Origin of the sequence: Nereida sp., assembly GCF_965655635.1 — a bacterium.
GTDB lineage: Bacteria > Pseudomonadota > Alphaproteobacteria > Rhodobacterales > Rhodobacteraceae > Nereida.
Genome location: NZ_CBFHHE010000010.1, coordinates 1 through 25046, shown reverse-complemented (window position 1 = coordinate 25046; position 25046 = coordinate 1). Strand labels below are relative to the sequence as shown.

General features: G+C 54.9%; 24 protein-coding genes. 12 read left to right on the top strand and 12 right to left on the bottom strand.

The window, feature by feature from the left end; genetic code table 11:
- Positions 1 to 247: 247 nt before the first annotated feature.
- The gene (gene tkt / locus ACTF5M_RS05055; RefSeq protein ID WP_438960018.1) at positions 248 to 2263 is read right to left on the bottom strand and encodes a transketolase; all 2016 of its coding nucleotides are present in this window, start codon (positions 2261 to 2263) and stop codon (positions 248 to 250) included.
- A 200-nt stretch (positions 2264 to 2463) separates the two neighbouring features.
- Between tkt and ACTF5M_RS05050 the strand changes: the two genes are divergently transcribed.
- Both ACTF5M_RS05050 and ACTF5M_RS05045 read left to right on the top strand, forming a co-directional pair.
- The gene (locus ACTF5M_RS05050) at positions 2464 to 3000 is read left to right on the top strand and encodes a hypothetical protein (protein WP_438959982.1); all 537 of its coding nucleotides are present in this window, start codon (positions 2464 to 2466) and stop codon (positions 2998 to 3000) included.
- The gene (locus tag ACTF5M_RS05045; RefSeq protein WP_048599080.1) at positions 3000 to 3395 is read left to right on the top strand and encodes a cell division protein ZapA; all 396 of its coding nucleotides are present in this window, start codon (positions 3000 to 3002) and stop codon (positions 3393 to 3395) included. The genes ACTF5M_RS05050 and ACTF5M_RS05045 overlap by 1 nt, the downstream gene beginning before the upstream one ends.
- 103 nt (positions 3396 to 3498) lie before the next feature.
- On the opposite strand, the gene grxD is transcribed toward ACTF5M_RS05045, so the two are convergent.
- The 5 genes from grxD to ACTF5M_RS05020 form a co-directional block, all read right to left on the bottom strand.
- Positions 3499 to 3861, bottom strand: coding sequence for a Grx4 family monothiol glutaredoxin (gene grxD / locus ACTF5M_RS05040; protein ID WP_438959981.1), 363 nt, complete (start codon positions 3859 to 3861; stop codon positions 3499 to 3501).
- Between the two features lie 47 nt (positions 3862 to 3908).
- Positions 3909 to 4145 (bottom strand): BolA/IbaG family iron-sulfur metabolism protein, encoded by a 237-nt coding sequence (locus ACTF5M_RS05035; RefSeq protein ID WP_341246582.1) that lies wholly within the window; start codon positions 4143 to 4145, stop codon positions 3909 to 3911.
- Positions 4146 to 4240: 95 nt separating this feature from the next.
- Positions 4241 to 6400 carry a phosphoribosylformylglycinamidine synthase subunit PurL gene (gene purL, locus ACTF5M_RS05030; protein WP_438959980.1) on the bottom strand — a complete coding sequence of 720 codons (2160 nt, stop codon included), beginning with the start codon at positions 6398 to 6400 and terminating at the stop codon, positions 4241 to 4243.
- Positions 6401 to 6492: 92 nt separating this feature from the next.
- Positions 6493 to 7785, bottom strand: a complete 1293-nt coding sequence (locus ACTF5M_RS05025; protein ID WP_438959979.1) for a Hint domain-containing protein — start codon at positions 7783 to 7785, stop codon at positions 6493 to 6495.
- Positions 7786 to 8176: 391 nt separating this feature from the next.
- Positions 8177 to 9082, bottom strand: a complete 906-nt coding sequence (locus ACTF5M_RS05020; RefSeq protein ID WP_438959978.1) for a LysR family transcriptional regulator — start codon at positions 9080 to 9082, stop codon at positions 8177 to 8179.
- Between the two features lie 234 nt (positions 9083 to 9316).
- On the opposite strand from ACTF5M_RS05020, the gene ACTF5M_RS05015 reads away from it, so the two are divergent.
- The 9 genes from ACTF5M_RS05015 to ACTF5M_RS04975 all read left to right on the top strand — a co-directional run bounded on the left by ACTF5M_RS05015 (position 9317) and on the right by ACTF5M_RS04975 (position 17442).
- A complete protein-coding gene (locus ACTF5M_RS05015; RefSeq protein WP_438959977.1) occupies positions 9317 to 10252 on the top strand; it encodes a lysophospholipid acyltransferase family protein in 936 nt (311 codons plus the stop codon).
- 51 nt (positions 10253 to 10303) lie between these two features.
- Positions 10304 to 11116 (top strand): glutamate racemase, encoded by an 813-nt coding sequence (locus tag ACTF5M_RS05010; RefSeq protein WP_438959976.1) that lies wholly within the window; start codon positions 10304 to 10306, stop codon positions 11114 to 11116.
- A 77-nt stretch (positions 11117 to 11193) separates the two neighbouring features.
- Positions 11194 to 12222: an N-acetyl-gamma-glutamyl-phosphate reductase gene (gene argC, locus ACTF5M_RS05005; protein WP_438959975.1), complete on the top strand. Its 1029-nt coding sequence runs from the start codon at positions 11194 to 11196 to the stop codon at positions 12220 to 12222.
- 18 nt (positions 12223 to 12240) lie between these two features.
- The gene (gene ccmE / locus ACTF5M_RS05000) at positions 12241 to 12684 is read left to right on the top strand and encodes a cytochrome c maturation protein CcmE (RefSeq protein WP_438959974.1); all 444 of its coding nucleotides are present in this window, start codon (positions 12241 to 12243) and stop codon (positions 12682 to 12684) included.
- 143 nt (positions 12685 to 12827) lie between these two features.
- Positions 12828 to 13439 (top strand): holin-associated N-acetylmuramidase, encoded by a 612-nt coding sequence (locus ACTF5M_RS04995; RefSeq protein ID WP_438959973.1) that lies wholly within the window; start codon positions 12828 to 12830, stop codon positions 13437 to 13439.
- The gene (locus tag ACTF5M_RS04990) at positions 13430 to 14050 is read left to right on the top strand and encodes a holin family protein (protein ID WP_438959972.1); all 621 of its coding nucleotides are present in this window, start codon (positions 13430 to 13432) and stop codon (positions 14048 to 14050) included. The genes ACTF5M_RS04995 and ACTF5M_RS04990 overlap by 10 nt, the downstream gene beginning before the upstream one ends.
- A gap of 84 nt (positions 14051 to 14134) precedes the next feature.
- Positions 14135 to 16087 (top strand): heme lyase CcmF/NrfE family subunit, encoded by a 1953-nt coding sequence (locus ACTF5M_RS04985; protein WP_438959971.1) that lies wholly within the window; start codon positions 14135 to 14137, stop codon positions 16085 to 16087.
- Positions 16084 to 16551 (top strand): cytochrome c-type biogenesis protein, encoded by a 468-nt coding sequence (locus ACTF5M_RS04980; RefSeq protein WP_438959970.1) that lies wholly within the window; start codon positions 16084 to 16086, stop codon positions 16549 to 16551. Before ACTF5M_RS04985 ends, ACTF5M_RS04980 begins: the two co-directional genes overlap by 4 nt.
- A gap of 114 nt (positions 16552 to 16665) precedes the next feature.
- Positions 16666 to 17442, top strand: a complete 777-nt coding sequence (locus ACTF5M_RS04975) for an enoyl-CoA hydratase-related protein (RefSeq protein ID WP_438959969.1) — start codon at positions 16666 to 16668, stop codon at positions 17440 to 17442.
- Positions 17443 to 17445: 3 nt separating this feature from the next.
- On the opposite strand, the gene ACTF5M_RS04970 is transcribed toward ACTF5M_RS04975, so the two are convergent.
- From ACTF5M_RS04970 to gltX, 4 genes are all read right to left on the bottom strand, one after another.
- On the bottom strand, positions 17446 to 17646 hold the full coding sequence (locus ACTF5M_RS04970) for a hypothetical protein (RefSeq protein ID WP_438959968.1): 201 nt from the start codon (positions 17644 to 17646) through the stop codon (positions 17446 to 17448).
- Positions 17647 to 17727: 81 nt separating this feature from the next.
- The gene (locus ACTF5M_RS04965; protein WP_438959967.1) at positions 17728 to 18465 is read right to left on the bottom strand and encodes a calcium-binding protein; all 738 of its coding nucleotides are present in this window, start codon (positions 18463 to 18465) and stop codon (positions 17728 to 17730) included.
- 175 nt (positions 18466 to 18640) lie between these two features.
- A complete protein-coding gene (locus ACTF5M_RS04960) occupies positions 18641 to 19936 on the bottom strand; it encodes a citrate synthase (RefSeq protein ID WP_438959966.1) in 1296 nt (431 codons plus the stop codon).
- Between the two features lie 88 nt (positions 19937 to 20024).
- Complete coding sequence (gene gltX, locus ACTF5M_RS04955; protein ID WP_438959965.1) at positions 20025 to 21419, bottom strand: glutamate--tRNA ligase; 1395 nt, start codon at positions 21417 to 21419, stop codon at positions 20025 to 20027.
- A gap of 75 nt (positions 21420 to 21494) precedes the next feature.
- On the opposite strand from gltX, the gene ACTF5M_RS04950 reads away from it, so the two are divergent.
- The gene (locus ACTF5M_RS04950; RefSeq protein ID WP_438959964.1) at positions 21495 to 23282 is read left to right on the top strand and encodes a ComEC/Rec2 family competence protein; all 1788 of its coding nucleotides are present in this window, start codon (positions 21495 to 21497) and stop codon (positions 23280 to 23282) included.
- 334 nt (positions 23283 to 23616) lie between these two features.
- Here the strand turns inward: ACTF5M_RS04950 and lexA are convergent, their stop codons facing one another.
- Both lexA and ACTF5M_RS04940 read right to left on the bottom strand, forming a co-directional pair.
- Positions 23617 to 24312, bottom strand: a complete 696-nt coding sequence (lexA, locus tag ACTF5M_RS04945; RefSeq protein ID WP_438959963.1) for a transcriptional repressor LexA — start codon at positions 24310 to 24312, stop codon at positions 23617 to 23619.
- A 64-nt stretch (positions 24313 to 24376) separates the two neighbouring features.
- A partial coding sequence (locus ACTF5M_RS04940; protein ID WP_438959962.1) for a molybdopterin molybdotransferase MoeA occupies positions 24377 to 25046 on the bottom strand: 670 nt, incomplete at its 5' end.

Sequence of the window (25046 nt, the reverse complement as noted above, 5' to 3'; positions counted from 1 at the left end):
AGACAAAAGGCGTTTTGCATCAACATGTTAGCGATAAAGGTGGCTTGGCGGTGTCTGTTCGCGCTAACGGGTCGCGCTAACGGATGCGGTGGTGTGTGAAGTTAAGCACGGCGGCAGTAGGTTTTGTATGCATTTGTATACGATTTACGCCGTTCGATAGAATCACAAACGGCGACCCCGTGATGAGGCCGCCGCGGTGTGTTGTGTGATCGAAAGCGCAAGACATGCCGCGCTTATCGTCATGCGATCAAAGAAGTGATTTTGCTTTGTCGGCCACGGCCTGTGCTGTGATGCCGAACTTTTCGTAAAGCACTTCCGCAGGGGCCGAGGCGCCGAAGCCTTCCATACCCACAAAGCCAGCTTTTGCTGCTTTGCCGCGCTCACCGCTCAGCCATTGATCCCAACCGAATTGTACGCCTGCCTCTACGGCAACGCGAACCGGACCACCGGGCAGTACACGCTTGCGGTAGCTTTCCTCTTGGGCTGCGAAAAGCTCCAAGCAGGGCATGGAAACAACGCGTGTGCCGATGCCATCGGCTTGCAAAATATCCCGCGCTGCCATGGCGATCTCAACTTCTGAACCTGTGGCCATCAAGATAACTTGGCGCTTGCCCTCTGCATCAGCCAAAACATACGCCCCTTGGGATGTAAGGTTTTTGGTTTTGTGTTCGGTGCGCAGGGTTGGCAAATTCTGACGGGTCAACGACAAGGTCGCCGGTGTCTTTTTGCTGCTCAACGCAAGTTCCCACGCTTCGGCGGTTTCAACTGTGTCGCATGGGCGGAACACGTGCATGTTTGGCGTTGCGCGCAACATGGCCAGATGCTCAACCGGTTGGTGTGTTGGACCGTCTTCACCCAAGCCGATGCTGTCGTGGGTCATGACGTATGTCACCGGAATTCCCATCAAGGCAGACAAGCGCATAGAGGGGCGCGCATAATCGGTGAAGCACATGAATGTCCCGCCGTAGGGGCGGATGCCACCGTGTAGCGCCATGCCGTTCATTGCCGCAGCCATGCCGTGCTCGCGGATACCGTAATACACGTAGCGGCCTTTGCGGTTGTCCGTATCAAATACTCCCAGATCGGCAGTCTTTGTGTTGTTTGAGCCAGTCAAATCAGCTGAGCCGCCGATTGTCTCGCTGCAGATCGGGTTGACCGCAGCCAGAACCATCTCGGACGATTTACGTGTCGCAACACTTGGGGCTGTTTCGCTGATAGTCTTTTTCAGCGCCTTGATCGTGGCAGATAGTTTCTTGGGGGCGTCACCAGCAAAAGCGCGGTTGAATTCGGCTTGCTTGCTGCCTGAAAGGGTTACGAAACGCTCTTGCCACGAGGTGAAGTCCGCGTTGCCGCGGCTGCCGATGGCTTCCCATGCGGATTTGATATCTGCGGGCACTTCGAACGGACCTGTGGTCCAGCCATAGCGTGCTTTGGCTTCTGCCATTGTAGCGGCGTCCGTAAGCGCGCCGTGTCCTTTGGACGTGTCTTGTGCAGCGTGGCCCAACGCGATGTGGGTTTTGCAGGCAATCATAGAGGGCTTGCCAGATTTCTTAGCCGCAACAATAGCCGCATCAATGGCAGCTGCGTCATGGCCGTCGATATCTTGGACGTGCCAGCCGGCAGATTTGAAGCGCATCACCTGATCTGTGCGGTCTGACAACTCAACGGTGCCATCGATGGTGATGTTGTTGTTGTCCCAAAACACGATCAATCTGCTTAGCTCTTGGCGGCCAGCAAGGGCGATAGCCTCTTGGCTGATACCTTCCATCAAGCACCCGTCACCGGCGATAACATAGGTGTGGTGATCCACGACTTTCTTACCGTAATGCGCGCGCAGGCTTTCTTCCGCCATGGCGAAACCGACAGAGTTTGCGATACCTTGGCCAAGCGGGCCGGTGGTTGTCTCAACGCCTTTGGCGTGACCGAACTCAGGGTGACCTGCGGTGATTGCGCCCCACTGGCGGAAGTTTTTTACCTGCTCAAGGGTCATGTCCTCGTAGCCTGTCAGGTGCAACAGCGCATAGACCAGCATTGAACCGTGGCCCGCCGACAGAATGAAGCGGTCACGATCCGGCCAATCAGGGTTCTTTGCGTCAAACTTTAGGTGCTTTTCAAAAAGCACAGTTGCCACATCTGCCATGCCAATGGGCATGCCTGTGTGACCGGAATTCGCTGCTGCAACACCGTCCAAAGCAAGCGCGCGGATCGCGGCGGCTTTCTTCCAGTGGTCAGGGTTCGCGCTGGCGAGCGTTGCAATGTCGATGGGCTCAAAGCTTGTATCAGGCACTGGGTGAATTCCTTTGAAGTGGCGTTGATAGTGGCATTTCCGTTCCCGATAGGCCGCAGAGGGGTGAATATCAAGCGTGCAGGCCCGCATTGGGCGCAAAAACTGGCGAATTGCTTGCAATTTCGGTGATCTTAGCAAAGATATTGAGGCGATAAGAAAAACAAGGATGCGAGCAGATGAGCGACATCGAAGATCTTGACCGGCGCCTAAAAGCGGCCCTTGAACGTATTGATCGCGCGATTGAAAGTGGTACGCAAATGCAGCCTCAACTTGAGCCTGCAGCCGAGGCCGCCATTGATCAAGCGGCACTTGATAACGCGATTGCCCAAGCCCGCGATGCAGAAGCGCAGGTTGCCGCACTTCAATCTGCACTAGATGCTGCGCAAGTGCAAAATACGCAGCTGTCTGCACACGTTGCCCAACTTGAGGCGGCGCAAGCCGAACCGGTACCTCAGGATACCCATCCGGACATGACCGCAGATGTGGCGCGGCTCAGTGCGGATGTGCAAGCGCTGCAAGCGGCGAACCAGCAATTGCGTGACAATAACATTGCATTGCGGGCCGCCAATGAGCAGGGGCTGGCTGATGCAGAACTGATCAACCAATCCGCCGAGGCCGAGTTAACAGCGCTGCGTGCGGCGCGTGCAGCTGACCGTGCGGAATTGGATATGATTTTGACCAATCTGCGCCCGATCATTGAGGAGACAGCATAATGGCTACTGTTGATATCACCGTTGGTGGCCGCACGTTTGAAGTGGCCTGTCAGGTTGGCGAAGAAAGCTATCTGTTGGCGGCAGCTGGCATGCTAGACGTTGAGGCGAACGTATTGATCGAACAGATCGGACGGTTGCCTGAGGCGCGGATGCTTTTGATGGCTGGCCTGATGTTGGCGGATAAAACCGCAGCCCTTGAGGATAAGACCAAAACCCAAGATGCCAAAATCGCGGAGTTGGAAGCAGAATTAGCTGAGCTGAAGGGCCGGCCGGCGCCTGAGCCCGAGCGGATTGAGGTCGCGGTTGTCCCGCCATCCATCACAGACACCCTGCAAGAGCTTGCGGCCCGTGCTGAGAGCCTTGCCCAAAAAGCCGAGGAACGTGCGGCAGGCTAGGTCTTTTGCACCCGCTATTATGAACAAAGCCCGCCGCGAGGGATATTCGCAGCGGGCTTTATTGTTTCAGCGCCAGCGTTTGGCGCGTGGCAAAATCACATACTTACGCGTTTGCTTCGCGAATTTGCTCTGCTTTTTCTTTGTCAAACGTCACAGCGTTTTCTGCGAAAAGCGTATCCAGCTCACCTGATAGGGTCATTTCTGTAATGATATCGCAGCCACCAACAAACTCGCCTTTGACGTAAAGCTGGGGGATTGTTGGCCAGTCGCTGAAGTCTTTGATGCCTTGGCGAATGTCTTCATCAGCCAGCACATTCACATCAGCGTATTCAACGCCCATGAAGTTCAGCACACCTGCAACCCGCGATGAGAACCCACATTGCGGCATCTCTTTGGTGCCTTTCATGTAGAGCACAACATCATTGGCCGCGTTGGTTTCGGAAATGCGTGTCTTTGCGTCGCTCATCTTAAATTACCTTTCGGAAGTAATGCTTTAGGCGGTGATCTTAATGTTTATTCAGGTGCCCGAGTGGTCAGCGCTAGAGCGTGTAATTCACCGTGGCTGCCGTCCATTTTGCCTTTCAGGGCTGCGTAAACGGCGCGCTGTTGTTGGACGCGGTTCTTGCCTTTGAAACTGGCATCCACGACCTCAGCGGCGAAATGCTGGCCGTCATCCCCTTGGACGGTAATTGTCGCTTCGGGAAATTCGGCACGGATCAGGCTTTCAATGTCAGTCGCTGTGATGGGCATGGTGGTGGTCCTTTTCGCTTGGAACAAGAGATAGGTAGGCCCGCGGCTCTATGCAAGTCGTCGAGCCGCAGGACCATGTCTATGTATGGGCCGGTTTAGGCCACGGACGCCGCAAAGCTGGTGCGGAAGACCTGTGACAGTTCTGCAAGAGGGGCTTCTGATCCGCCCATTTTGACTGCGTCGCCCGTAAAACGGCCCACTGTGGCGATGGTGACGCCTGCTTGACCTGCTGCAATCATTAATGCTTCGGCTTTGTCGAATGAGGTCGCAATCAAATAGCGGGCCTGATCTTCACCAAACAGGGTTGGGGTATCTGCACTGTCGAGCAGCACACCAACACCGGCGGTCTCGGCCATTTCAAACGCGGCGAGCGCGAGGCCGCCGTCTGCAATGTCTGTGCAGGCATCGATCCATTCGGCGTTGGCGCGAATGAAGTCACCATTAGCTTTTTCAGCGGCCAGATCAACCGCGGGCGCGTCACCGTCTTCACGGTTGAAGACCTCAGCCAGAAGGGCGGATTGGCCCAAGTGACCCTCGGCTTCGCCTACTTGTAGCAGTACGTGGCCTTCGCGCACGTCGCGGGCAATCAGTGCTGCTTCGTCCCGGATCAAGCCAACGGCGCCAATTGTTGGTGTTGGCAAAATAGCAGCACCATCGGTTTCATTGTAAAGGCTAACGTTGCCGGAAACGATGGGCATATCCAGCGCCTCAACAGCTGCAGAGATGCCCTGAATGGCGCCTACGAATTGGCCCATGATGCTAGGTTTTTCGGGGTTGCCGAAGTTCATGTTGTCGGTCGTTGCTAGCGGTGTCGCACCAACGGCTGTCAGGTTGCGGTAAGCTTCTGCAACAGCTTGTTTGCCGCCCTCAACAGGGTTTGCGCGTACGTAGCGTGGGGTAACGTCTGATGTGAAGGCCAACATTTTGCCGGTGCCATGTACCCGCACGATGCCAGCGCCCGCGCCGGGAATGCGTACTGTGTCGCCCATCACCATGCTGTCGTATTGCTCATATACCCATGATTTCGCGCCGTAGTTTGGTGTTGAGATCAGCGCGCGAAGACCGTCTATCGGATCAATTTGCGGAACATCTTCGAGGGGGGCGGCAGCTGGTGTCGGCTCCCAAGGGCGGTCATATTCTGGCGCGGTTGATGCCAGCTTGGAAAGCGGCAGATCGGCCTTGATCTCGCCGTTGAGAATGATCAAGAAACGGTCCTCGGCGATGGTTTCGCCGACGATCGCAAAGTCGAGGTCCCATTTGTCAAAGACGGCTTTTGCCTCGGCCTCAAGCTCGGGTTTGAGCACCATCAACATGCGTTCTTGGCTCTCGGAGAGCATCATTTCATAGGCGGTCATGTGCTCTTCACGCACGGGCACGTCTTCAAGGTTCAGCTTGATGCCAAGGCCACCTTTGTCGCCCATTTCCACAGCAGAGCAGGTCAGCCCCGCGGCGCCCATATCCTGGATCGAGATCACAGCGCCCGTTGCCATCAACTCAAGCGTCGCTTCCATCAAGCGTTTTTCGGTGAATGGATCACCAACCTGAACAGTGGGGCGTTTTTCTTCGATATTTTCGTCAAACTCTGCAGAGGCCATTGTTGCGCCGCCGACACCGTCGCGGCCTGTTTTTGCCCCCAAATAGACCACAGGCATGCCAAGGCCCGAAGCGGCCGAGTAAAAGATTTTGTCTGCATCAGCGAGGCCTGCGGCAAACGCATTTACCAAGCAATTGCCATTGTAGGCCGCGTGAAAGCGGACTTCGCCGCCAACAGTTGGAACACCAAAACAATTACCATAGCCGCCGACTCCCGCAACGACACCGTTAACCAGTTGCGGTGTTTTAGGGTGGCTTGGCTCACCAAATGAGAGCGAATTCATCGCAGCAATAGGGCGGGCACCCATTGTGAAGACGTCGCGCAAAATACCACCTACACCAGTAGCAGCCCCTTGATAGGGCTCAATATAGCTGGGGTGGTTGTGGGATTCCATTTTGAAAACAACGGCTTGACCATCGCCAATGTCCACCACACCTGCGTTCTCACCGGGGCCGCAGATCACTTGGGGGCCAGTCGTGGGTAGCGTGCGAAGCCATTTTTTGGAGGACTTATACGAGCAGTGCTCGTTCCACATAGCCGAAAAGATACCCAGTTCAGTGAACGTTGGAACACGGCCGATGATCTCAAGAATGCTGTCGTATTCGTCGGGGGAAAGCCCGTGAGCAGCGATCAGATCAGGCGTGAGTGCGGGTTCGGTCATGGCTCAAAAAGTCCCCTATGTGGCGTTGGGTATCTCTTAGAGCAGCTTTGAGAAAAGGGGAAGGGGCCACGCCTTTGGTTCTGGTTAGTGTTTCAGCAGGCGGGATCATGGCGCAAAAGCGGCAGAACTGGTGTTAGAGCCGTGTGATTTGGGCTTTCACGTAGCAGGCTTTCAACAGGCAGATCGTTGGCAAAGATGATGTGATGACGCTCAAACAGTAGGTTGTAATAGAGTGCAGTGTGCCGCCCGCGCATCGCCCTGATGCCTTTGCGTTTGGTCAGTTTGGTCGCGGGCACCAGTGCGCCATCGATGACAATACGGTGTTGCGGTGATGTGATAAGGTCTGTGCTGGGTGCGGTGCCGAATGTATTTGCGCGGATCAGGATGGGTTTCGCGGGATCATTGGGGCTGTGAAAACGCAGTCTCTCCGAGGTAAGCCGCAGCAACGGTTGTGGGCCAGCATCTTGGGTCGCGATCAGCTGCCCTTTGGTGAGCGTTTGAATAGGGCGCGGACCATTGGGGGTGCGGATCAATGTATCTGCCGCAAGACAAAGCGGGGCGGCGGAGAAACGGAAATTTGAACTGCTTAAGGTGCTGGCATCAACATTAACACGGACAAGGCTGTCGGCATTGTCGTAAGTGATGACTGCGTCAGAACCCCGTTGGCTCAGCCTGCTTTGAACATCCGAAAACGATGACATTTCGGCCATATCAAAGGCGATAATATCAGGCTCGGTATAATCGAAGTCATCAATCTGGTCATTACCGTGCCCGTCGCGAATGATGAAAACATCATGTGTGGAAAGGTTGCCGGCAACCATGCGATCATCGCCCGGTTCGCCTTCGATTGTATCTTGTTGGCCGCCCCCATAAATTGTGTCGTTGCCGCGCCCGCCGAGCAGAATATCATCGCCGTCGCCGCCATAAAGCGTGTCATCACCGCGCCCGCCGGTAATGTAGTCGTGATCGCTGCCACCAGAGAGTGTGTCGTCACCGTCTGACCCCCAGATGTCATCATTACCTTGGCCTGAAGAAATAGTGCCGTGGCCTGCACCGCCATCGAGTTTGTCGTCACCATCGCCACGGGATATGTGATCATCCCCTTCGTCGCCGTGAACACTATCGTTTCCCCGCCCGCCGCTTAGGGTATCGTTTCCTGAATCCCCCCACAGTTTATCATCGCCGTCGTCACCGCGGATGTTGTCGTTACCATTATTGCCACCGAGAGTGTCATTACCACGATCACCAGAAATGCTGTCATCTCCGTTGCCACCTTCAATCCAGTCATCCCCATCGCCGCCTGAAATGGAGGCATTGCCGTTTCCAGATACGATAATATTGTCTGATCCGTTGGTGCCGGTGATTGTGGCAACATAGTTACTCATAGGCGCGCAATTAACTCATTCATTTGGTAGGTCAGCTAGCGTGACTAAAGTGTGCGGGTAAACGGGGGGTTACCAATTAAAATTGAAGTAATAATTAGTTCCAATTTAACACTAAGGTAACCATATGCCTTTGTGTCGGTGTTTAGGCACCGTTGGCATTTGCCCAGATCTGCTACTCACATGGGCGAGGGGCAAAAAAAAGCCGGGCTCGCAAATTGCGGAGGCCCGGCGAAGTCCAACAGGGAGGTAGTTAAGCAAAAGCCTAACTATGTCGCCCAATTAGGGGCTGTTTCCCATTGCCGCAAGAGTTAAGTGGTTAAAATCGGCGCAATGCTGCTATGCGTTTTTTGCATGGCTGACGGATCATTGAGGCGTCTGAAAAGTACCGCTTTTAGCGCATGATCGGTGCGGCGACCTTTTGGCGATCAAGGGCGATCTGTTTTTGAACAAAATCGCGGAATGCGGCGATGCGTTTGGAATGGCGTAATTCTTCCGGAAAAGCTAAATAAACAGGGACTTCCGTTGATTGAACGTCTGGCAAAACGCGTACCAAATCGGGCGTGTCTACTTGGACGTAATCAGGCAGTACACCAATCCCAAGGTTATTCAAAACGCCCTGCAACACGCCAAAGTAGTTGTTCACAGTCAGCAAGCTGGTGATGTCTTGGGTCATTAATTCAGCCGCAAGCCGTTGTCCCGCGCCTACTTGGATGGAATCAGGCGACTGGCAAATTAACCTGTGATCCCCGAGAGATCTCAGGTCTTGCGGCGCGCCGTGTTGCTCAACATAGCTTTTGCTGGCGAACAAAACCATGCGCACGGTCATCAGTTTTTTGCGGATCAGGTCCGCTTGCGATGGCTCTTTCATCCGAATCGCGACATCCGCCTCACGCATTGGAAGGTCTAGCACGCGCTCTTCCAGCATTAGATCAATCTTGAGGTCGGGAAAATCCTCGTAAAGTGCGGGTAGGCGAGGGGCCAACCACAGACTGCCGAATCCCAATGTAGTGGTGACGCGCAGGTCGCCGAACACTTCTTCTTCGCTGTCACGAATACGGGCCGATGCCGCATCAAGACGCTTGTTCATCGCCTGTGTCGCGTCGAAAAGCAGCTCGCCTTGTTCTGTCAAAATGAGACCACGGGCGTGTCTGTGAAACAGCGTTGTATTGAGTGATTCCTCAAGCGCGCGAACTTGGCGGCTTACGGCCGATTGAGACAAGTGAAGTGCGTCTCCCGCGTGTGTCAGGCTGCCCGCATCAGCGACCGCATGAAAAATACGTAATTTATCCCAATCCATCGCAGGCCCCGCGCCATAGGTGTTTTGCCACTCAGCATAGAGCGGTATTTGGTGTTAAAATAGGAACTTAGCGGCTTATATGCAACGCAAGCTTAGTTTAGTTGTTTCAATAATCGCAAATATCGGGGATTACGCTGCGACATGATTAAGAGTTGAGCGGCTTGATGTAAAATGCTGCGCGCAGTAACCAGTCTATGCGTGCGTTGTTAAGCGTACTTTTGAACGGATCAGACCATGGTATCTTCACGCCTCCCACGCCGGTTGTCGCGCGATCATGAAGTCGCTCGTGAGATCACTTATGCCCATTCTGCGGTGTCTCGCGGCGGTAAGCTCCTTGTGCGTGCCACTGAAAATTTTACGGGCCGACTGGGCTTGATCCAGCGCGCCCGTGGGTATGAAGCAGATGTGGCAGCGGGGGGGGATTTCTGGGAAATTCTTGCGCGACGCTACGGGGTAAAGCTTGATGTGCGTGAAGGCAGCTTGGACGCTATTCCACAATCAGGGCCGCTGATTGTGGTCGCAAATCATCCGTTCGGTATTCTGGACGGGATGATGATGGGCTACATCCTGTCGCGTGTGCGGCGTGGGGATTTCCGGATTTTGGCGAACTCGGTGTTTCACAAGGCCGAAGATATCCAGCGCATCGTGCTGCCGATTAGTTTTGATCAAACCAAAGAAGCTATGCGCATCAATCTTGAGACGCGAAAGTACAGCCTTGAGTATTTAGCAAAGGGCGGTGCGGTTGGCGTTTTCCCGGGCGGCACTGTGAGCACGTCAGCACGGCCCTTTGGTCGCCCGCTTGATCCAGTATGGCGCAGCTTTACGGCCAAAATGGTGGCAAAATCCGGTGCCACAGTCCTGCCGATTTACTTTGAAGGGGCAAACAGCCGGCTCTTTCAGGTCGCCAGTCATCTTCATCCAAATCTCAGAATGGCACTTTTGATCAATGAGTTCCGCCGGCGCGTTGATAGTGCCGTTGGTGTACGCATTGGTGCGCCATTGCCGCAGAGCGAACTGGATGCCCGCGCCAAAGACCCCCGCGCGATGATGGGATATCTTCGGGCGCAGACATACGCCCTTGGGGATCCGTCGGTTGGTGAGACTTTGGGGTATGAGTTTGAAAATAATTACAAAACAGCAGAGCAATTAATTGAACGGCGTGTATACTAACCCCATCCGATGCAAGTTGTTTGAATGGATTAGGCCGCGTGGAGGGTGCGCATGGCAGTAGGTGTATTTGATAGTGGATTGGGCGGATTAACCGTTCTGCAAGCCTTGGAAGAGCGCTTGCCCGATGTGCCGTTTATCTATCTTGGTGACAACAAGCACGCGCCTTACGGGGTGCGCGATGCAGATGATGTCTACCGGTTAACACGCGAGGCCGTTTATGAGTTGTGGTCGCGGGGCTGTAATCTTGTAATTCTTGCGTGCAACACTGCGTCAGCGGCGGCGCTGCGGCGTATGCAGGAAGAGGGCGTGCCACAGGGCAAACGTGTTCTTGGTGTATTCGTCCCTTTGATTGAGGCGATGACCGAGCGGGGCTGGGGCGATAACTCGCCGCCGCGCGAAGTGAATGTGAAACACGTGGCGCTTTTCGCCACCCCCGCAACAGTTAGAAGCCGCGCCTTCCAGCGCGAGTTGGCATTTCGTGCGATCGGCGTTGATGTTGAGGCGCAGGCCTGTGGCGGCGTGGTGGATGCGATTGAAGACGGTGATTTGATCTTGGCCGAAGCCTTGGTGCGCAGTCACGTGGACGCACTTCAACGCAAAATGCCAAACCCCGATGCAGCTATTCTGGGGTGTACGCATTATCCCTTGTTAGAAAATATCTTTGCCAAGGCTTTGGGCGGCAATGTCAAAGTGTTCAGCCAACCGCGCGTGGTTGCTGACAGCCTTACTGATTATCTTGAACGCCGTCCTGATATGATTGGCGATGCAAAAGCGCGCAGCTTTTTGACCACGGGTGACCCCGCAACCGTATCAAACCGTGCAACCCAATTTATGAAGCGCGGCATCACCTTTGAGGCGCTATAGCGTTGATTGGGCAGGTGTGATTGAAACGCTGGCTACTTTGCGCTTAAAGGGCGCAAAGTAATTTAGAAAGGCGCATCATGGGCAAGAACGTCGTGATCCTCGGGGCATCTGGGTATACTGGTGCGGAATTGGTGCGCTTGATTGCAGGTCACCCTGACATCAATATCGTTGGCCTGTCGGCTGAACGTAAAGCCGGTCAGCAAATGGGCGATGTCTTTCCTCATTTGCGCCACATAGATCTGCCGCAGCTTGTTAAGATTGATGAGCTGTCGTTTGAAAACGTTGATCTGGTCTTTTGCGCGCTGCCCCATGCGACGTCACAGGCGGTGATCCGTGCGCTGCCGGACGCTGTGAAAGTCGTTGATTTATCGGCAGATTTCCGTCTGCGTGATGAGGCTGAGTATACAAAATGGTACGGCCTGCCCCACGACGCGCCCGATCTTCAAAAGATCGCGGTTTACGGTCTGACTGAATTTTACCGCGATGATATTGCCAAAGCCCGTTTGGTTGCGGGCACGGGCTGCAATGCGGCAACGGGTCAATTTGCACTGCGTCCGTTAATTGCAGCGGGCGTAATCAGCTTGGACGATATCGTCATCGATATGAAAGTGGGCGTGTCCGGCGCAGGCCGTGCGTTGAAGGAAAATTTGCTGCACGCAGAGCTGTCTGAAGGCGTTCATGCGTATGGTGTGGGTGGTGTGCACCGCCACTTGGCTGAGTTCGATCAAGAGTTTTCAGCAGTTGCAGGTCGTAAGGTTGAAGTGCAGTTCACTCCGCACCTCGCGCCGTTCAACCGCGGTATTCTGGCGACTTGTTACGTCAGCGGTGATGCAGCTGCGATCCATGAGACATTTGTTTCACAATATTCAGACGAGCCATTTATTGAAGTTTTACCCCTCGGCGCACACCCATCTGTCCGTCATGTGCGCGGGTCTAACTTTTGCCACCTTGGGGTGGTTGCAGACCGTAAAGAAGGGCGCGCGATTGTGATTGCCGCTCTGGATAACCTGACAAAAGGTAGCAGTGGCCAAGCATTGCAGAACGCCAACCTGATGTTAGGTTTGCCAGAGACAGCGGGTCTTACGATGGCTCCTGTCTTTCCGTAATTTTTCTTAGGTGACGCAATGAAAAGCCTGAAAAAGCAACGCCGTATCCAAATTATTGCACTCGCTGCTGGTGCGCTTGCAGTGTCGTTTGGCTTGATCTGGTACGCGAGCCAAGATGCGTTTCAATTCTTTCGCGCACCATCCGAGGTGATCGCCGCACCACCGCCCGCAAACGAAGTGTTTCGCATTGGTGGGCTGGTGTCAGAGGGGTCGTTGAAGCGTGGCGAGGGCGCTGCAATCTCGTTCAGCGTCACAGATGGTGGGGCAACTGTGCCCGTCGTCTATACCGGTATTCTGCCCGATCTTTTTGGTGAAGGCGAGGGCATGGTAGGCACAGGAAGTTATGTGAACGGTCAATTTGTAGCGACTGAAATTTTGGCCCGCCACGACGAGACTTATATGCCAGCCGAAGTGATTGACGCGCTAAAAGAGCAGGGCGTCTACGTTGAGCCGGAAACATAGTCACATTAATTCAACGGCTTGTGGCATAAAGTTGAAGCCTTAACAGAACGTTGCGACCGCCGCCTTTCTGTCTTGTTAACTGCCGTCCCTCATTTTGATCATCAATTACGAAACGTGAACGATGGTTAATGTGAGGCAAGTTAATGCAATCAATACACGAGATAGCGTCCGATATTGTGGCCCGCGAGGGCGGTTTTGTGAACGATCCCGATGATCCCGGAGGTGCTACCAAATACGGGGTGACGATCCACACCATGCGGCGCCTGGGGCTGGATTTAGACGGTGACGGTGATGTGGATGTTTCTGATGTGCGCAAACTCAGCCGCGACCGCGCGACACAGATTTTCATTGATCACTACTTTCATCGCTCGAAAATTGCACAACTACCTCAGGGCTTGCAGGCTCCTGTTTTCGACATGAACGTCAATGCGGGGGCGAACTCCGTTAAGATTTTGCAACGCCTTGTCCGCCGCCTTGGGTTTCGCATTGGCGTCGACGGTCAGATTGGTCCGCAGACGATTTCGGCCGTGCGTCAAGCGACCCAAAGCGCGCCGGATCATATTGGTGACGCGTATGGTATTGAGCGGCGCAACTACTATTACGCGTTGGGGGATCGGCGAAAGCACTCGCGCAAATATGCTCGTCGTCAGGATGGTGGCAAAGGCGGCTGGATCGTGCGTGCAGAGGAGTTCATCGTCTCAAAGTATCACTTAACGGACGCGGAACATCGTGCGCGGGTGGCGTCATGGGGCTGATTGAACGGGTATTCGAGGCGATATTCGGGGGCGGCAGAAATATTGTCCGTGAGACCGCCGAGGTGTTTTGGGAAAACCGCGAAGCGGGCGCAATACGCGCAGCGCAACGCCAAGCCGACGCCCTTGATCAATATGCCGCCGAGTTCAACGTGACGAGTAAAGGCAGGTTCGACCGTGTGATGGATGGGCTAAACCGCTTGCCACGCCCCGCATTGGCGCTTGGTACGCTGGGGCTGTTTGTGGCGGCGATGGTTGATCCTGTGTGGTTTGCCAGCAGAATGCAGGGCATCGCCTTGGTGCCTGAACCGCTTTGGTGGCTGTTAGGTGCCATCGTCAGTTTTTATTTTGGCGCCCGCCATCAGGTGAAAAGTCAGGAGTTTCAACGCTCTATCCAAGTTACAACTGCGCAGGTCCCGCGTGTTATTGAGAACTTCACCGCGTTGAATGAAGTCGCACGGCAGAATGCTGCGGCCAATGAAGATGCGCCTGTTTCTATCGCGGTTAGCGGGATTACGGCAGGGTCGCCCATACGATTTGGCCCTGTCAGCTTTGAGCATAACGCGGCCCTGCGCGATTGGGCCAGACAACGCGTCAAACCCAATGATCTTTGAATTCTTTAGGTAAATCAGCCGTCTGACGTGGCCGTGTTGTCGCAGGCCATTGGCGAGAGGGCTGCGGCAGACTATACCAAGTGTATGATTACAGAACTTGGACATTTCGCCCTAATTTTGGCCCTGATGGTCGCCGTTTTTCAGATGATCGTGCCCATGATTGGTGCACAAAAGAATTGGGCTGGCTGGATGGCAACGGGTACCCCCGCGGCTACTGTCCAATTTGGGCTGACTCTGGCCAGTTTTGCAGCACTGACTTACGCATTCGTGATCTCGGATTTTAGTCTCAGAGTGGTCACACTAAACAGTCACACAGCCAAGCCGATGATCTATAAAGTGTCGGGTGTGTGGGGGAACCACGAAGGTTCTATGCTGTTGTGGATTTTGATCCTGACACTCTTTGGTGCGATGGCGGGCTGGTTTGGCCAAGGGTTGCCGCCACGGTTGAAAGCCCGTGTCCTATCGGTGCAATCAGCCATCGCAGTCGCGTTCTTTATCTTCCTTATTTTCACGTCTAACCCCTTTGAGCGTTTGGCGTTTCCGCCGCTTAACGGGCAAGACTTGAACCCGCTTTTGCAGGACCCGGGTCTCGCGTTTCACCCGCCGTTTTTATATGTCGGATACGTTGGGCTTAGCATGGCGTTTAGCTTTGCAGTTGCCGCACTGATTGAGGGCAAAGTCGATGCGGCGTGGGGACGGTGGGTCCGCCCGTGGACTTTGACAGCTTGGGTTTTTCTGACAGTTGGCATCGCGTTAGGCTCATGGTGGGCCTATTATGAGCTTGGCTGGGGAGGTTTTTGGTTCTGGGATCCAGTCGAAAACGCAAGCTTTATGCCGTGGCTCATCGCGGCTGCACTGCTGCATTCCGCCATTGTCGTTGAAAAACGCGAGGCGCTTAAAAGCTGGACCATTCTGCTCGCTATTCTTGCCTTCGGGTTCAGCTTGATTGGCGCGTTTATCGTGCGCTCGGGCGTTCTGACTTCTGTCCATGCGTTTGCCACAGACCCTGAACGCGGCGTTTACCTATTGCTGATTACCGGTATCTTCATGGGTGGCGCGCTGGCGCTCTATGCCCTGCGCGCGGAACGGATGGCGGCCAAGGGCGTCTTTTCTGTCGTAAGCCGTGAAAGCGCGTTGGTCGCCAATAACATTTTGTTGGCGGTTGCATGTTTCGTCGTCTTCATCGGTACCATCTGGCCCCTCGTGGCTGAGTTGTTCTTTGACCGCAAACTCAGCGTTGGTCCTCCGTTTTTCGATGCAGCGTTTACGCCCTTCATGGTCGCTTTGTCCGTGATCTTGCCAGTCGGTGCGCTGATGTCGTGGAAGCGGGCCAAGCTTAAACGTATTACTGTTTCGTTGATGCCTGTTTTGGTGGTGTCGGTGGCCTTGGGTGGGTTGGCCTTTGCCGTCCAAACTGGCGGTTCTGCTTTGGGGCCAATTGGTGTGATCCTTGGCGCATGGCTTGTCTTGGGGGCTGCGTTTGAAATCTGGCAGAGGGCAGGCAAAGCCAATAAGATCGCGCGCCTCAAAGGCTTGCCTCGCGCCGATTGGGGCAAGGCCGTGGCTCACGCAGGCATGGGAATTACCACGTTCGGGATTGCAGCGATGCTTGCTTGGCAGATCGAGGATATCCGTATCGCACAGATTGGTGACCGCTTTGAAGTTGGCCAACATCAGGTTGAGCTAATCGACGTGCATGAGGTCGAAGGGCCAAATTACATATCAACCATGGCCGAGATGAAGCTGTACCGCGGTGGGCGTGTAGTGGCCCATTTGTTCCCTGAAAAACGTGTCTACCCGGTGGCGAATATGCCCACAACTGAGGCGGCAATCTCAAATGGTATCTTGCGTGACCTATACGTTGTGATTGGTGATCCGCAAAATGACGGTGGCTGGGCGGTGCGCACATATATTAAGCCGTTCGCTAACTGGATTTGGGCGGGCGCAATCATCATGGCGCTTGGTGGTACGTTGTCGCTGACGGATCGGCGGATGCGTGTTGCGGGTGGTCAGCGTTCAAAGGCGGTTACATCATGACAGCAGTTGCTTCCCGCATTTGCGGATTAGTTGGGCTGATCGTTTTGATGGCTATGCCTGCGTTTGCCGTGCAGCCCGACGAGGTCTTGGATGATCCTGCCCTTGAGGCGCGCGCGCGGGTTATCAGCAAAGAATTGCGCTGCCCTGTGTGCCAGAACGAAAGCATTGATGAATCCCACGCGGAAGTGGCGCGTGATCTACGCCTGCTGGTCCGTGAACGTGTCTCGGCGGGGGATAGCAACGACGAGGCGCTCTCGTTCATTGTTGCGCGGTACGGCGAGTTTGTTTTGCTCAACCCACCTGCAAAAGGCTCAACCTTGATTTTGTGGTTGGCGGGGCCTGCGATGCTTTTGATTGGGGGCATTGGGGCCGCGGCCTATTTGCGCGGGCGCGCGGCACCTGTACCTGCGGATGAGCTGAGTGCGGATGAAACAAAACGCCTCACTGAACTGCTGAATAAATAGGCTGGCACAAAAGCGGTGTCGTGACGTTCTTGCGCGTGGTGTTCAGTTCCGCTGGCAACTCTGGCACATGGCCCTATTGTGCCTTCTAACAAACGGATTAATGAGGATGCTCCCATGATGTATGACGCGCTGGACTATGAGCTAAACGACGGTGTTGCGACGCTCACTTTGAACCGCCCCAAGGTAAAGAACGCTTTGAACGGTCAGATGCGCGCCGAGATCACCCATGCCGTGAAGAAAGCTGGGACCGAGGCCCGTGTTGTTGTGCTGACAGGGGCGGGGGATGCGTTTTGTTCGGGCCAAGATTTGGGCGACGGCGGTTCAGCGGCCCAGCTTGATCTTGAGCGCACCTTGCGCGATGAATACGTCCCGATGCTTCGCACGATTATTGAGTGTCCTGTTCCGACGATTGCGGCTGTAAACGGCGCGGCAGCGGGCGCAGGTGCAAATCTGGCACTGGTTGCCGATGTGGTGATTGCGTCGCAAAAGGCTGTTTTTGTCCAAGCTTTTACGCGTATTGGGCTTATTCCTGACGCGGGTGGTACATACTATCTGCCGCGCCAAATGGGGTTGGCCAAAGCCATGGGAGCCGCACTTTTTGGTGAGAGTATTTCTGCGCAGCAAGCCAGTGATTGGGGCATGATCTGGGAAGCCGTGCCCGATACAGAATTTGATGCGCATTGGCGCGCCCGTGCCGCGCATTTGGCCAAAGGTCCGACAGTTGCCTATGAGCATGTGAAATCTGCGCTTCGGGCAAGTTTTGGCAATGACCTTGAGACGCAATTGGGCCTTGAGGCATCGCTTCAGGGTGCTTGTGGTGAAACGCGTGATTTCAAAGAAGGCGTGCTGTCGTTCCTTGAAAAGCGTCCTGCAAAGTTCGAAGGCCGGTAGGGATTAGACCAGCGTCGCAAGTACGACAGGCGTGCTGTATTTAACCAACTGGATATAGTTCTCAAAGGGCTGTACGTTTTGGTCAAATTGAGGTCCAAGCTGCACCTCCGCAACTTTGAAATCATCGGCGAATACAGTCACAACTGTATCTGCTTGGGTAACGCTCACCTCAGGGTTGGGCGCGACAGTTCGCGTAGCAATCATCAAAACATCGTCGTTTGAAAAATCAGTGACGCGCGTGCCTGTCTCGCCGGCGATGGCATCATCGCTACTTGGATCAAGAAGCTAGACAAACTCATCCGCGTCACCGCCACCTGTGCCGATATCATCTCGCGCCAAAAACAGCGTGTCCGTGCCAGCCCCGCCGGTCAGCTTGTCTTCCACACCGTCATCACGGAAATTCCCGCCCCAAGTGGGTGTTTCACCCTCCGGACGGGTGATTAGCGGTGGTCCGGATTGCAGCGCTGAAAGGTTGTCCGTCTCAAGTGTATCACTGTCAAAAATGGCGCCACCCCACAGCACATCTGTTCCGCCGCAGCCATTAAGAACGTCGGTATTTACGCCGCCAATCAACACGTCGTCGCCGGTTTCACCGAGCAGCAGGTCAGAACCGCTATCCCCAAACAGAGTGTCATCGTTGTTGCCGCCCCGCAGCGTGTCTGCCCCCGGACCACCAGCTAGGATGTCGTCGTTTACATTGCTGTTTAGGGCGTCATCACCTGCGCCGCCGTCAAAGAGACCGTTCCCAGATCCCCCAAAAAGCGTGTCGTCGCCGCCGCGCCCGTCGATCTTATCATCACCTAAATTGCCGAAAATCGTCTCACCCCGAAAGCTGCCTTCAAAATCGTTAGGCTGATCGCCAAGACGAATTGTGTCGCTTGCCGTCTGAGAGGGGTCATCAACGGTCTCGTCCTCAGATCTGCTGCCCGTGTCATCATCACCACGCAGAGCATCAAGCGACTGATCAAGAAGCGCCACATCAAGGGCAAGAGGGATAAGAAGCAAAAGAGCAAGGGCCAACATGGCAGTTAACCTGGAAACATAACACCTGCACAGAATATGCACTCAGCCCTCTAATGCAAGTTCGTCCGATAAAATGACTGTGGGCTGTCTTCGCTTTGGTAAAAAATACTCAAATAAAAACGCCACCTAAGGATGTCCCTCGGCGGCGTTTTTTTGTGTCTGCCTGCCAGAAAGCTTAGCGTTTTTCGATGTCGACGTAATCGCGCAGAGTTTCGCCTTGGTACAGTTGGCGAGGGCGACCGATCTTGAGCGCCGGATCGCTGATCTGCTCTTTCCACTGTGAAATCCAACCAACTGTACGGGCCAGTGCGAAGATCGGCGTGAACATCGATGTGGGGAAGCCCATCGCTTCAAGAATAATGCCCGAGTAGAAATCCACGTTCGGGAACAGTTTCTTGTCTGCAAAATACGGATCGGCCAACGCTTGTTTTTCAAGCTCTTTGGCGACTTGAAGGATCGGGTTGTTCTCTACACCAAGCAGATCCAGAACTTCATCCGCAGATTGTTTCAGAACTTTCGCACGGGGATCAAAGTTTTTGTAAACGCGGTGACCAAAGCCCATCAGGCGGAAGGGGTCGTCTTTGTCTTTCGCACGGGCGATGAATTCAGGAATGCGATCAACGCTTCCGATTTCCTTCAGCATTTCGAGGCATGCTTGGTTCGCACCACCGTGGGCAGGGCCCCAAAGACACGCAATACCGGCCGCGATACAGGCAAACGGGTTCGCGCCAGAAGATGATGCCAAACGCACAGTTGATGTTGATGCGTTTTGCTCATGGTCTGCGTGCAATGTGAGAATACGGTCCATTGCACGGCTCAGAATCGGGTTCACTACGTAATCTTCAGCAGGCACTGCAAAGCACATGCGCAGGAAGTTCGACGCATAATCCAGATCGTTGCGCGGATACACGAATGGCTGGCCGACAGTATATTTGAACGCCATCGCTGCAATTGTTGGCATTTTGGCGATCAAACGGATCGTTGCCACTTCGCGCTGGTGTGGGTCGGTGATGTCGGTACTGTCGTGATAGAACGCAGACATTGCACCAACAACGCCGGTCATGATGGCCATTGGGTGCGCGTCACGGCGGAAACCGCGGAAGAAGTTAATCATCTGCTCGTGCAGCATGGTATGGTTTGTCACCATGCTCTCAAACGTTTCCAACTCGGCTGCAGAAGGAAGTTCGCCGTACAACAGTACATAGCACACTTCGAGGTAGTGTGATTTTTCCGCAAGCTGATCAATAGGATAGCCGCGGTGCAGCAGCTCGCCCTTGGCGCCATCGATAAATGTAATGGTGCTGTCGCACGCTGCAGTTGAGGTGAAGCCGGGATCGTAGGTGAACACGTCGCCTTGCGCGTAAAGCTTGCGGATATCGAGCACGTCAGGACCCGCAGTAGGCGAGTAAACCGGCAGTTCGATTGTTTTGTCGCCAATAGTAAGCGTCGCGTTCTTTGTCGTTTCGGCCATATGTTCCCTCATTATCCAGCAGCGGCGCGGTGCGCCATTTTCGTATGTTGCGCGGGCTTCGTTACAGATTTGTAAACGACTCCGTCTATTATTGTGTTGCGTCACCCAAGCGCGCGAGAGTTTCTTCGCGGCCCAAAACCAGCATCATATCAAAGACCGATGGTGTGGCCGCACGTCCGGCAACGGCGGCACGCAGCGGCGCTGCAAGCTTGCCAAAACCTATGTCGTGCGATGCCGCAAGCGCGTTGGCCACGGCCTCCAGTTGGTCACGCTCCCAGCTAGCAGCTTGCAACTGCGGCGTCAATTCTTTCAGTATACCAATGGATACCGTATCAAGGGCCTTAGCCGCTTTCTCTTCTATATCCAAGGGCCGCGCACTAAGTCCAAAGTGTGCTTTTTCAATAAGTTGCGGGAAGGTCTTAGCACGTTCTTTCAGGCAATACATCGCCCGCTCAAATGTAGTTGACTGCGCGTCAGTAAGCGTGGGAAGCCCTGCTGCGGCCAGAAATGCCTCTGCTTCTTGCCGCAATGCGGCGTCATCGCCCATCGCTATCTGCGCGCCACAGATTGATTCCAGTTTCTTAAAGTCCAGCCGCGCAGGGCTTTTGCCAATACCACTAAGGTCGAACCACTCGCGCGCTTGGGCGTCTGTGAAGACCTCGTCATCGCCATGGCTCCATCCCAGACGGGCGAGATAGTTACGCATACCGGCGGCCGGGTAGCCCATGACCTGATATTCCTCAACGCCAAGCGCACCGTGGCGCTTGGACAGCTTTTTACCGTCGGGACCGTGGATCAGGGGGATGTGCGCATATGTAGGCACCGGCCACCCCATGGCGTTATAGATCATCATCTGCCGCGCCGCGTTATTAAGGTGATCGTCCCCGCGAATAACATGCGTCACGCCCATATCATGGTCATCCACAACGACCGCCAACATGTAGACGGGTGTGCCATCACTGCGCAGCAAGATCATGTCATCAAGCTGGTCGTTATGAATGCTGACGTCGCCTTGGACCTCATCGCGGATTACTGTGGCGCCATCTTGAGGGGCCTTGATGCGGACCACAAAGGGTGCATCGGGGTGCTGATCCGCAGGGGCATCACGCCACGGGCTACGGTACAGCGTGCTTTTCCCCTCAGCACGGGCCGCATCACGGAACGCGGAAATTTCATCTTGTGTGGCAAAGCATCTATAGGCCTTGCCTGCGGCCAGCAGAGTATTGGCGATTTCTGCATGTCTGTCTGCGCGCTCAAACTGGCTGATGACGTCGCCGTCGTGGTCGAGGCCAAGCCATGCCATCCCTTGCAAGATAGCCGCAGTCGCTTCGGGTGTTGAACGGGCGCGGTCTGTGTCTTCGATCCGCAGCAAGAATTTGCCACCACGGCCACGCGCGTAAAGCCAGTTAAACAGCGCAGTCCGCGCGCCACCAATGTGCAGATAACCAGTGGGCGATGGGGCGAAACGGGTCACGACGGCCATGTGGAATTAACCTTTGAGCAAGAGAATAGGCGAGCAGTTGCGCATCGGTCTAATCTGGCGGGAAGGCGGTGACAAGTGGCGGCAGCGGCCCTTATGGTTGAAGCATTCGCAGTTCAGCGTGAACGGGTCTTTCTGTGGGTGCCCCTGGCCTTTGCGGGCGGTATCGGTGCGTATTTTAGCCTGCTGTTTGAGCCGGGTTCTATGCTGATTGGTCTGGTGGCGGCTTCTGTTGTAACGCTCGCTGGCGCAGCGTTATTGACCCCAAGGTTTGCGCCATTTCTTGTGCTGACTGTTGTCATTTTATCCGGCTTTTTGACTGCCGCGTCGCGGTCGCATTTTGTGGCGGGCCCCGTGCTTGAATGGCGTAGCTACGGCAGTGTGCAGGGCCGCATTATCCATATGGATAAAAGCGCGTCCGATGCCAAGCGGCTGACACTGGACCGGGTTGTGATGGAGCGACTGCCCCCTGAGGACACACCACGCCGCGTTCGGGTCAGTCTGCACGGTGACGCGGCTCAGCAGGGCACAGAGCATAGCGCGTTAGAGATTGGTCAGACGGTTCTGCTGACTGCAAATATGTCGCCCACCAATGGCCCCGTTGAGCCCGAGGGTTTTGATTTTCGCCGGCACGCGTGGTTTTTGAAGCTGGGCGGCTTTGGCTATACCCGCACCGAAGTGCTGACGTTGTCGCCTGCTAAACGAAGCGGAGTGGCGCTATTTACGTCTTCGTTACGGCAGGAAATTTCCCAAGCCGTGCAGCGGGATATGGCGCCAGAGCTGGGTGCTTTTGCAACTGCGGTGACCACGGGTGACCGTTCTGCGATGCCCCAAGAGGTTCTGCAAAATCTTCGCCGCACGAATTTGGCACATCTTTTGGCGATTTCTTGCGTGCATATGGGGTTGCTGACGGGGTTTGTGTTTGCGTTGGTGCGCGGGGGGCTGGCTTTGGTGCCAAGCCTCGCGCTGCGGCTGCCGACAAAGAAAATCGCGGCAGTTGTCGCAATGGTAGCGGGGGCGGTTTATCTGGCAATTTCTGGTGGCTCGGTCGCGACAGAACGGGCGTTGGTAATGCTGTTGGCCGTCGTTTTGGACCAACGTGTCCTAAGCCTTCGGTCCGTTGCCACAGCCGCGCTGATCGTGTTGGTGCTGCGCCCAGAAGCATTGGTTGGGCCCGGATTTCAGATGTCGTTTGCGGCGACCATTGCCCTTGTGGTGGCGTTTCGGGTGCTAAAAGATCGCCCGATTGCATGGCTCGAACGGCGGTCGCGCTTTGTGAAATCCGTGGCGGGGGTGGTGATAACTTCTGCGGTGGCGGGCTTGGCCACAGCGCCGGTGGCGGCTGCGCATTTCAATCAATTTGTCCATGTGGGCCTGTTTACCAACCTGATCGCCGTCCCTGTGATGGGCGCCATTGTAATCCCTGGCGCGGTACTAAGCGCCCTTTTGGCCCCGATCGGGGTGGGGTGGATCGGGCTTAAAGTAATGTCGGTTGGCTGTTGGTGGATCCTGCAGGTGGCCGCGTTTTTTGCGTCACTGAACGGTGCCGTGTCTGGTGTTCCGTCGCCGCCGTTGTGGGTCTTGCTGCTGATCGGCATTGGTGGGGTGATCGCCGTGCTTTGGATAGGGCGTGGGAAATGGGCAGGGGTGGTAGCAATGTGCTGCGCATTGTTTGGGTGGGGCAATTCAGAACGACCGGATGTGTTAATCGCGAGTTCCGGTGGCTTAGTGGGTTTTATGCACGACGGGACACGGCGGTTAAGCCGTGAGAAGGGGGAGGGATTTGCCGCTAAAAACTGGCTTGAAAACGATGGGGTATTGTCGTTTGATGCGGCGACTTGGCAGATAACCTACCCAAGAGTGTAATCCTTAATTTAGTTGGGAAAAGACAACTCGGCCTGCTGAAAGCCTGTGATCCTGAGGTTGTTTATGTTGTGAAAGTGCAACCAGTTGAGAGCAGTGACTGCGCGATTTGGGGGCAAGACATGCTGCGAATGACTGGTAGTGTCGCAATTTATGCGCACCAAACGGAGAAACTCAGCAGAACCACTTTACAAAGTGCGTCTGTAAGCTGGCGCATTCAAACCGCAAACGGGGTCTCTGGAAATAGGCCTTGGAGCGCGCACGATCCCGCGGAGCTAGCGAATGTGTATGCTCAAATTGCAGCCGACCTACGCGGCAAGAACCTTTGGCGAATTGATCAGTAGCTGCGGATCAAACCCACCAAGCGCCCCTGAATTTTCACCTGATCAGCGGGCAAAATGCGTGTTTCATACGCGGGGTTTGCCGCCTCCAGTCCGATTGAGGCACCGTTTTTGCGCAGGCGCTTCAGGGTTGCTTCTTGATCTTCCACCAAGGCCACAACAATGTCTCCGTCGTCTGCGGTAGATGTCTCGCGGATCACGACTACGTCACCGTCGTTAATGCCCGCGTCGATCATTGAATCGCCTTTAACTTCAAGCGCATAGTGATGACAGTTTCCCGATAGCATTGTTCCGGGAACAGCCACGTTGTGTGAGGCATGTTGGATCGCTTCAATCGGTACACCGGCTGCAATTTTACCCATCACAGGCAATTCAACTGCTTGAATTTGCACAGATTGTGCCCGTGGTGGCGTCTGATCAGGTCGGTCACCATCAATAACTTTGGGGGTGAAGCCGGCAGTAGGGGCGCCGCCCATGTTTTCTGGAAGTTTCACAATTTCCAACGCACGGGCTTTATGGGCCAAGCGGCGGATAAAACCGCGCTCTTCAAGAGCGGTGATTAAGCGGTGAATGCCCGACTTTGACCGCAGATCGAGCGCTTCTTTCATCTCATCAAAACTGGGGGGGACGCCATCTTTTTGAACACGTGCTTGAATGAACTCAAGTAAATCCAACTGTTTTTTAGTCAGCATAATGCACCCCTGTAATCGTTTTGTTTACAGATGTTCTATCGATGTTCCTGTTTTGTGTCAATCTTTAGATCAAAATGATCTCAACAGGCGCACCTACGGGCAGCTCAGGGGCGTGTGGCGCGCGTTTGATCAGGCAGTTCGCGACGTGAAGAACTTTGAGTAAGCTGCTGTCTTGGCGAGCAAATACTTTGACGGTGCCGTCACGGTAACGCCCTCGCATATAGTGTTCGCGCGGACCATTTGCAGGAATGATTTTGTTGGTTGGTGCCGTGATTGTCGCGCGTGTTGTAGCGGGCAGACCTAGCATCTGATCAATCAATGGCTTAAGAAATATCTCACCGCAAACCATGGCTGACACGGGGTTTCCAGGCAGGCCCAGCATTGCCAACCCGTTTATTTGACCGGCCATAAGTGGTTTGCCCGGGCGCATGGCGACTTTGTAAAACGCACGTTCAAGTCCCATGTCAGCGGCCACAGCGGCCACCAGATCATGATCCCCAACAGAGGCGCCACCCACAGTCACGATCAGATCGGCACCGCGCGCCAGATCGAACGACTGGCGCAAGGACGCCTCATTATCGCGCGCGATCGGCAACATACGGGCGGTGGCGCCCGCGGCCTCCAACATTGCTGCAAGGCCAAAGGTGTTCGACGCGATGATTTGGTCATCGTTCGGGGCTTCACCGGGCATGACCAACTCGTCGCCCGTGGCCAATAATGCCACCGCGGGTCTG

Bases quoted from the DNA above. Each gene is read 5' to 3' on its own strand.
- ACTF5M_RS05050 (WP_438959982.1), top strand. From the start codon at position 2,464: ATGAGCGACATCGAAGATCTTGACCGGCGCCTAAAAGCGGCCCTTGAA.
- ACTF5M_RS05045 (WP_048599080.1), top strand. From the start codon at position 3,000: ATGGCTACTGTTGATATCACCGTTGGTGGCCGCACGTTTGAAGTGGCC.
- grxD (WP_438959981.1), bottom strand. From the start codon at position 3,861: ATGAGCGACGCAAAGACACGCATTTCCGAAACCAACGCGGCCAATGAT.
- ACTF5M_RS05035 (WP_341246582.1), bottom strand. From the start codon at position 4,145: ATGCCCATCACAGCGACTGACATTGAAAGCCTGATCCGTGCCGAATTT.
- purL (WP_438959980.1), bottom strand. From the start codon at position 6,400: ATGACCGAACCCGCACTCACGCCTGATCTGATCGCTGCTCACGGGCTT.
- ACTF5M_RS05025 (WP_438959979.1), bottom strand. From the start codon at position 7,785: ATGAGTAACTATGTTGCCACAATCACCGGCACCAACGGATCAGACAAT.
- ACTF5M_RS05020 (WP_438959978.1), bottom strand. From the start codon at position 9,082: ATGGATTGGGATAAATTACGTATTTTTCATGCGGTCGCTGATGCGGGC.
- ACTF5M_RS05015 (WP_438959977.1), top strand. From the start codon at position 9,317: ATGGTATCTTCACGCCTCCCACGCCGGTTGTCGCGCGATCATGAAGTC.
- ACTF5M_RS05010 (WP_438959976.1), top strand. From the start codon at position 10,304: ATGGCAGTAGGTGTATTTGATAGTGGATTGGGCGGATTAACCGTTCTG.
- argC (WP_438959975.1), top strand. From the start codon at position 11,194: ATGGGCAAGAACGTCGTGATCCTCGGGGCATCTGGGTATACTGGTGCG.
- ccmE (WP_438959974.1), top strand. From the start codon at position 12,241: ATGAAAAGCCTGAAAAAGCAACGCCGTATCCAAATTATTGCACTCGCT.
- ACTF5M_RS04995 (WP_438959973.1), top strand. From the start codon at position 12,828: ATGCAATCAATACACGAGATAGCGTCCGATATTGTGGCCCGCGAGGGC.
- ACTF5M_RS04990 (WP_438959972.1), top strand. From the start codon at position 13,430: ATGGGGCTGATTGAACGGGTATTCGAGGCGATATTCGGGGGCGGCAGA.
- ACTF5M_RS04985 (WP_438959971.1), top strand. From the start codon at position 14,135: ATGATTACAGAACTTGGACATTTCGCCCTAATTTTGGCCCTGATGGTC.
- ACTF5M_RS04980 (WP_438959970.1), top strand. From the start codon at position 16,084: ATGACAGCAGTTGCTTCCCGCATTTGCGGATTAGTTGGGCTGATCGTT.
- ACTF5M_RS04975 (WP_438959969.1), top strand. From the start codon at position 16,666: ATGATGTATGACGCGCTGGACTATGAGCTAAACGACGGTGTTGCGACG.
- ACTF5M_RS04970 (WP_438959968.1), bottom strand. From the start codon at position 17,646: ATGATTGCTACGCGAACTGTCGCGCCCAACCCTGAGGTGAGCGTTACC.
- ACTF5M_RS04965 (WP_438959967.1), bottom strand. From the start codon at position 18,465: ATGTTGGCCCTTGCTCTTTTGCTTCTTATCCCTCTTGCCCTTGATGTG.
- ACTF5M_RS04960 (WP_438959966.1), bottom strand. From the start codon at position 19,936: ATGGCCGAAACGACAAAGAACGCGACGCTTACTATTGGCGACAAAACA.
- gltX (WP_438959965.1), bottom strand. From the start codon at position 21,419: ATGGCCGTCGTGACCCGTTTCGCCCCATCGCCCACTGGTTATCTGCAC.
- lexA (WP_438959963.1), bottom strand. From the start codon at position 24,312: ATGCTGACTAAAAAACAGTTGGATTTACTTGAGTTCATTCAAGCACGT.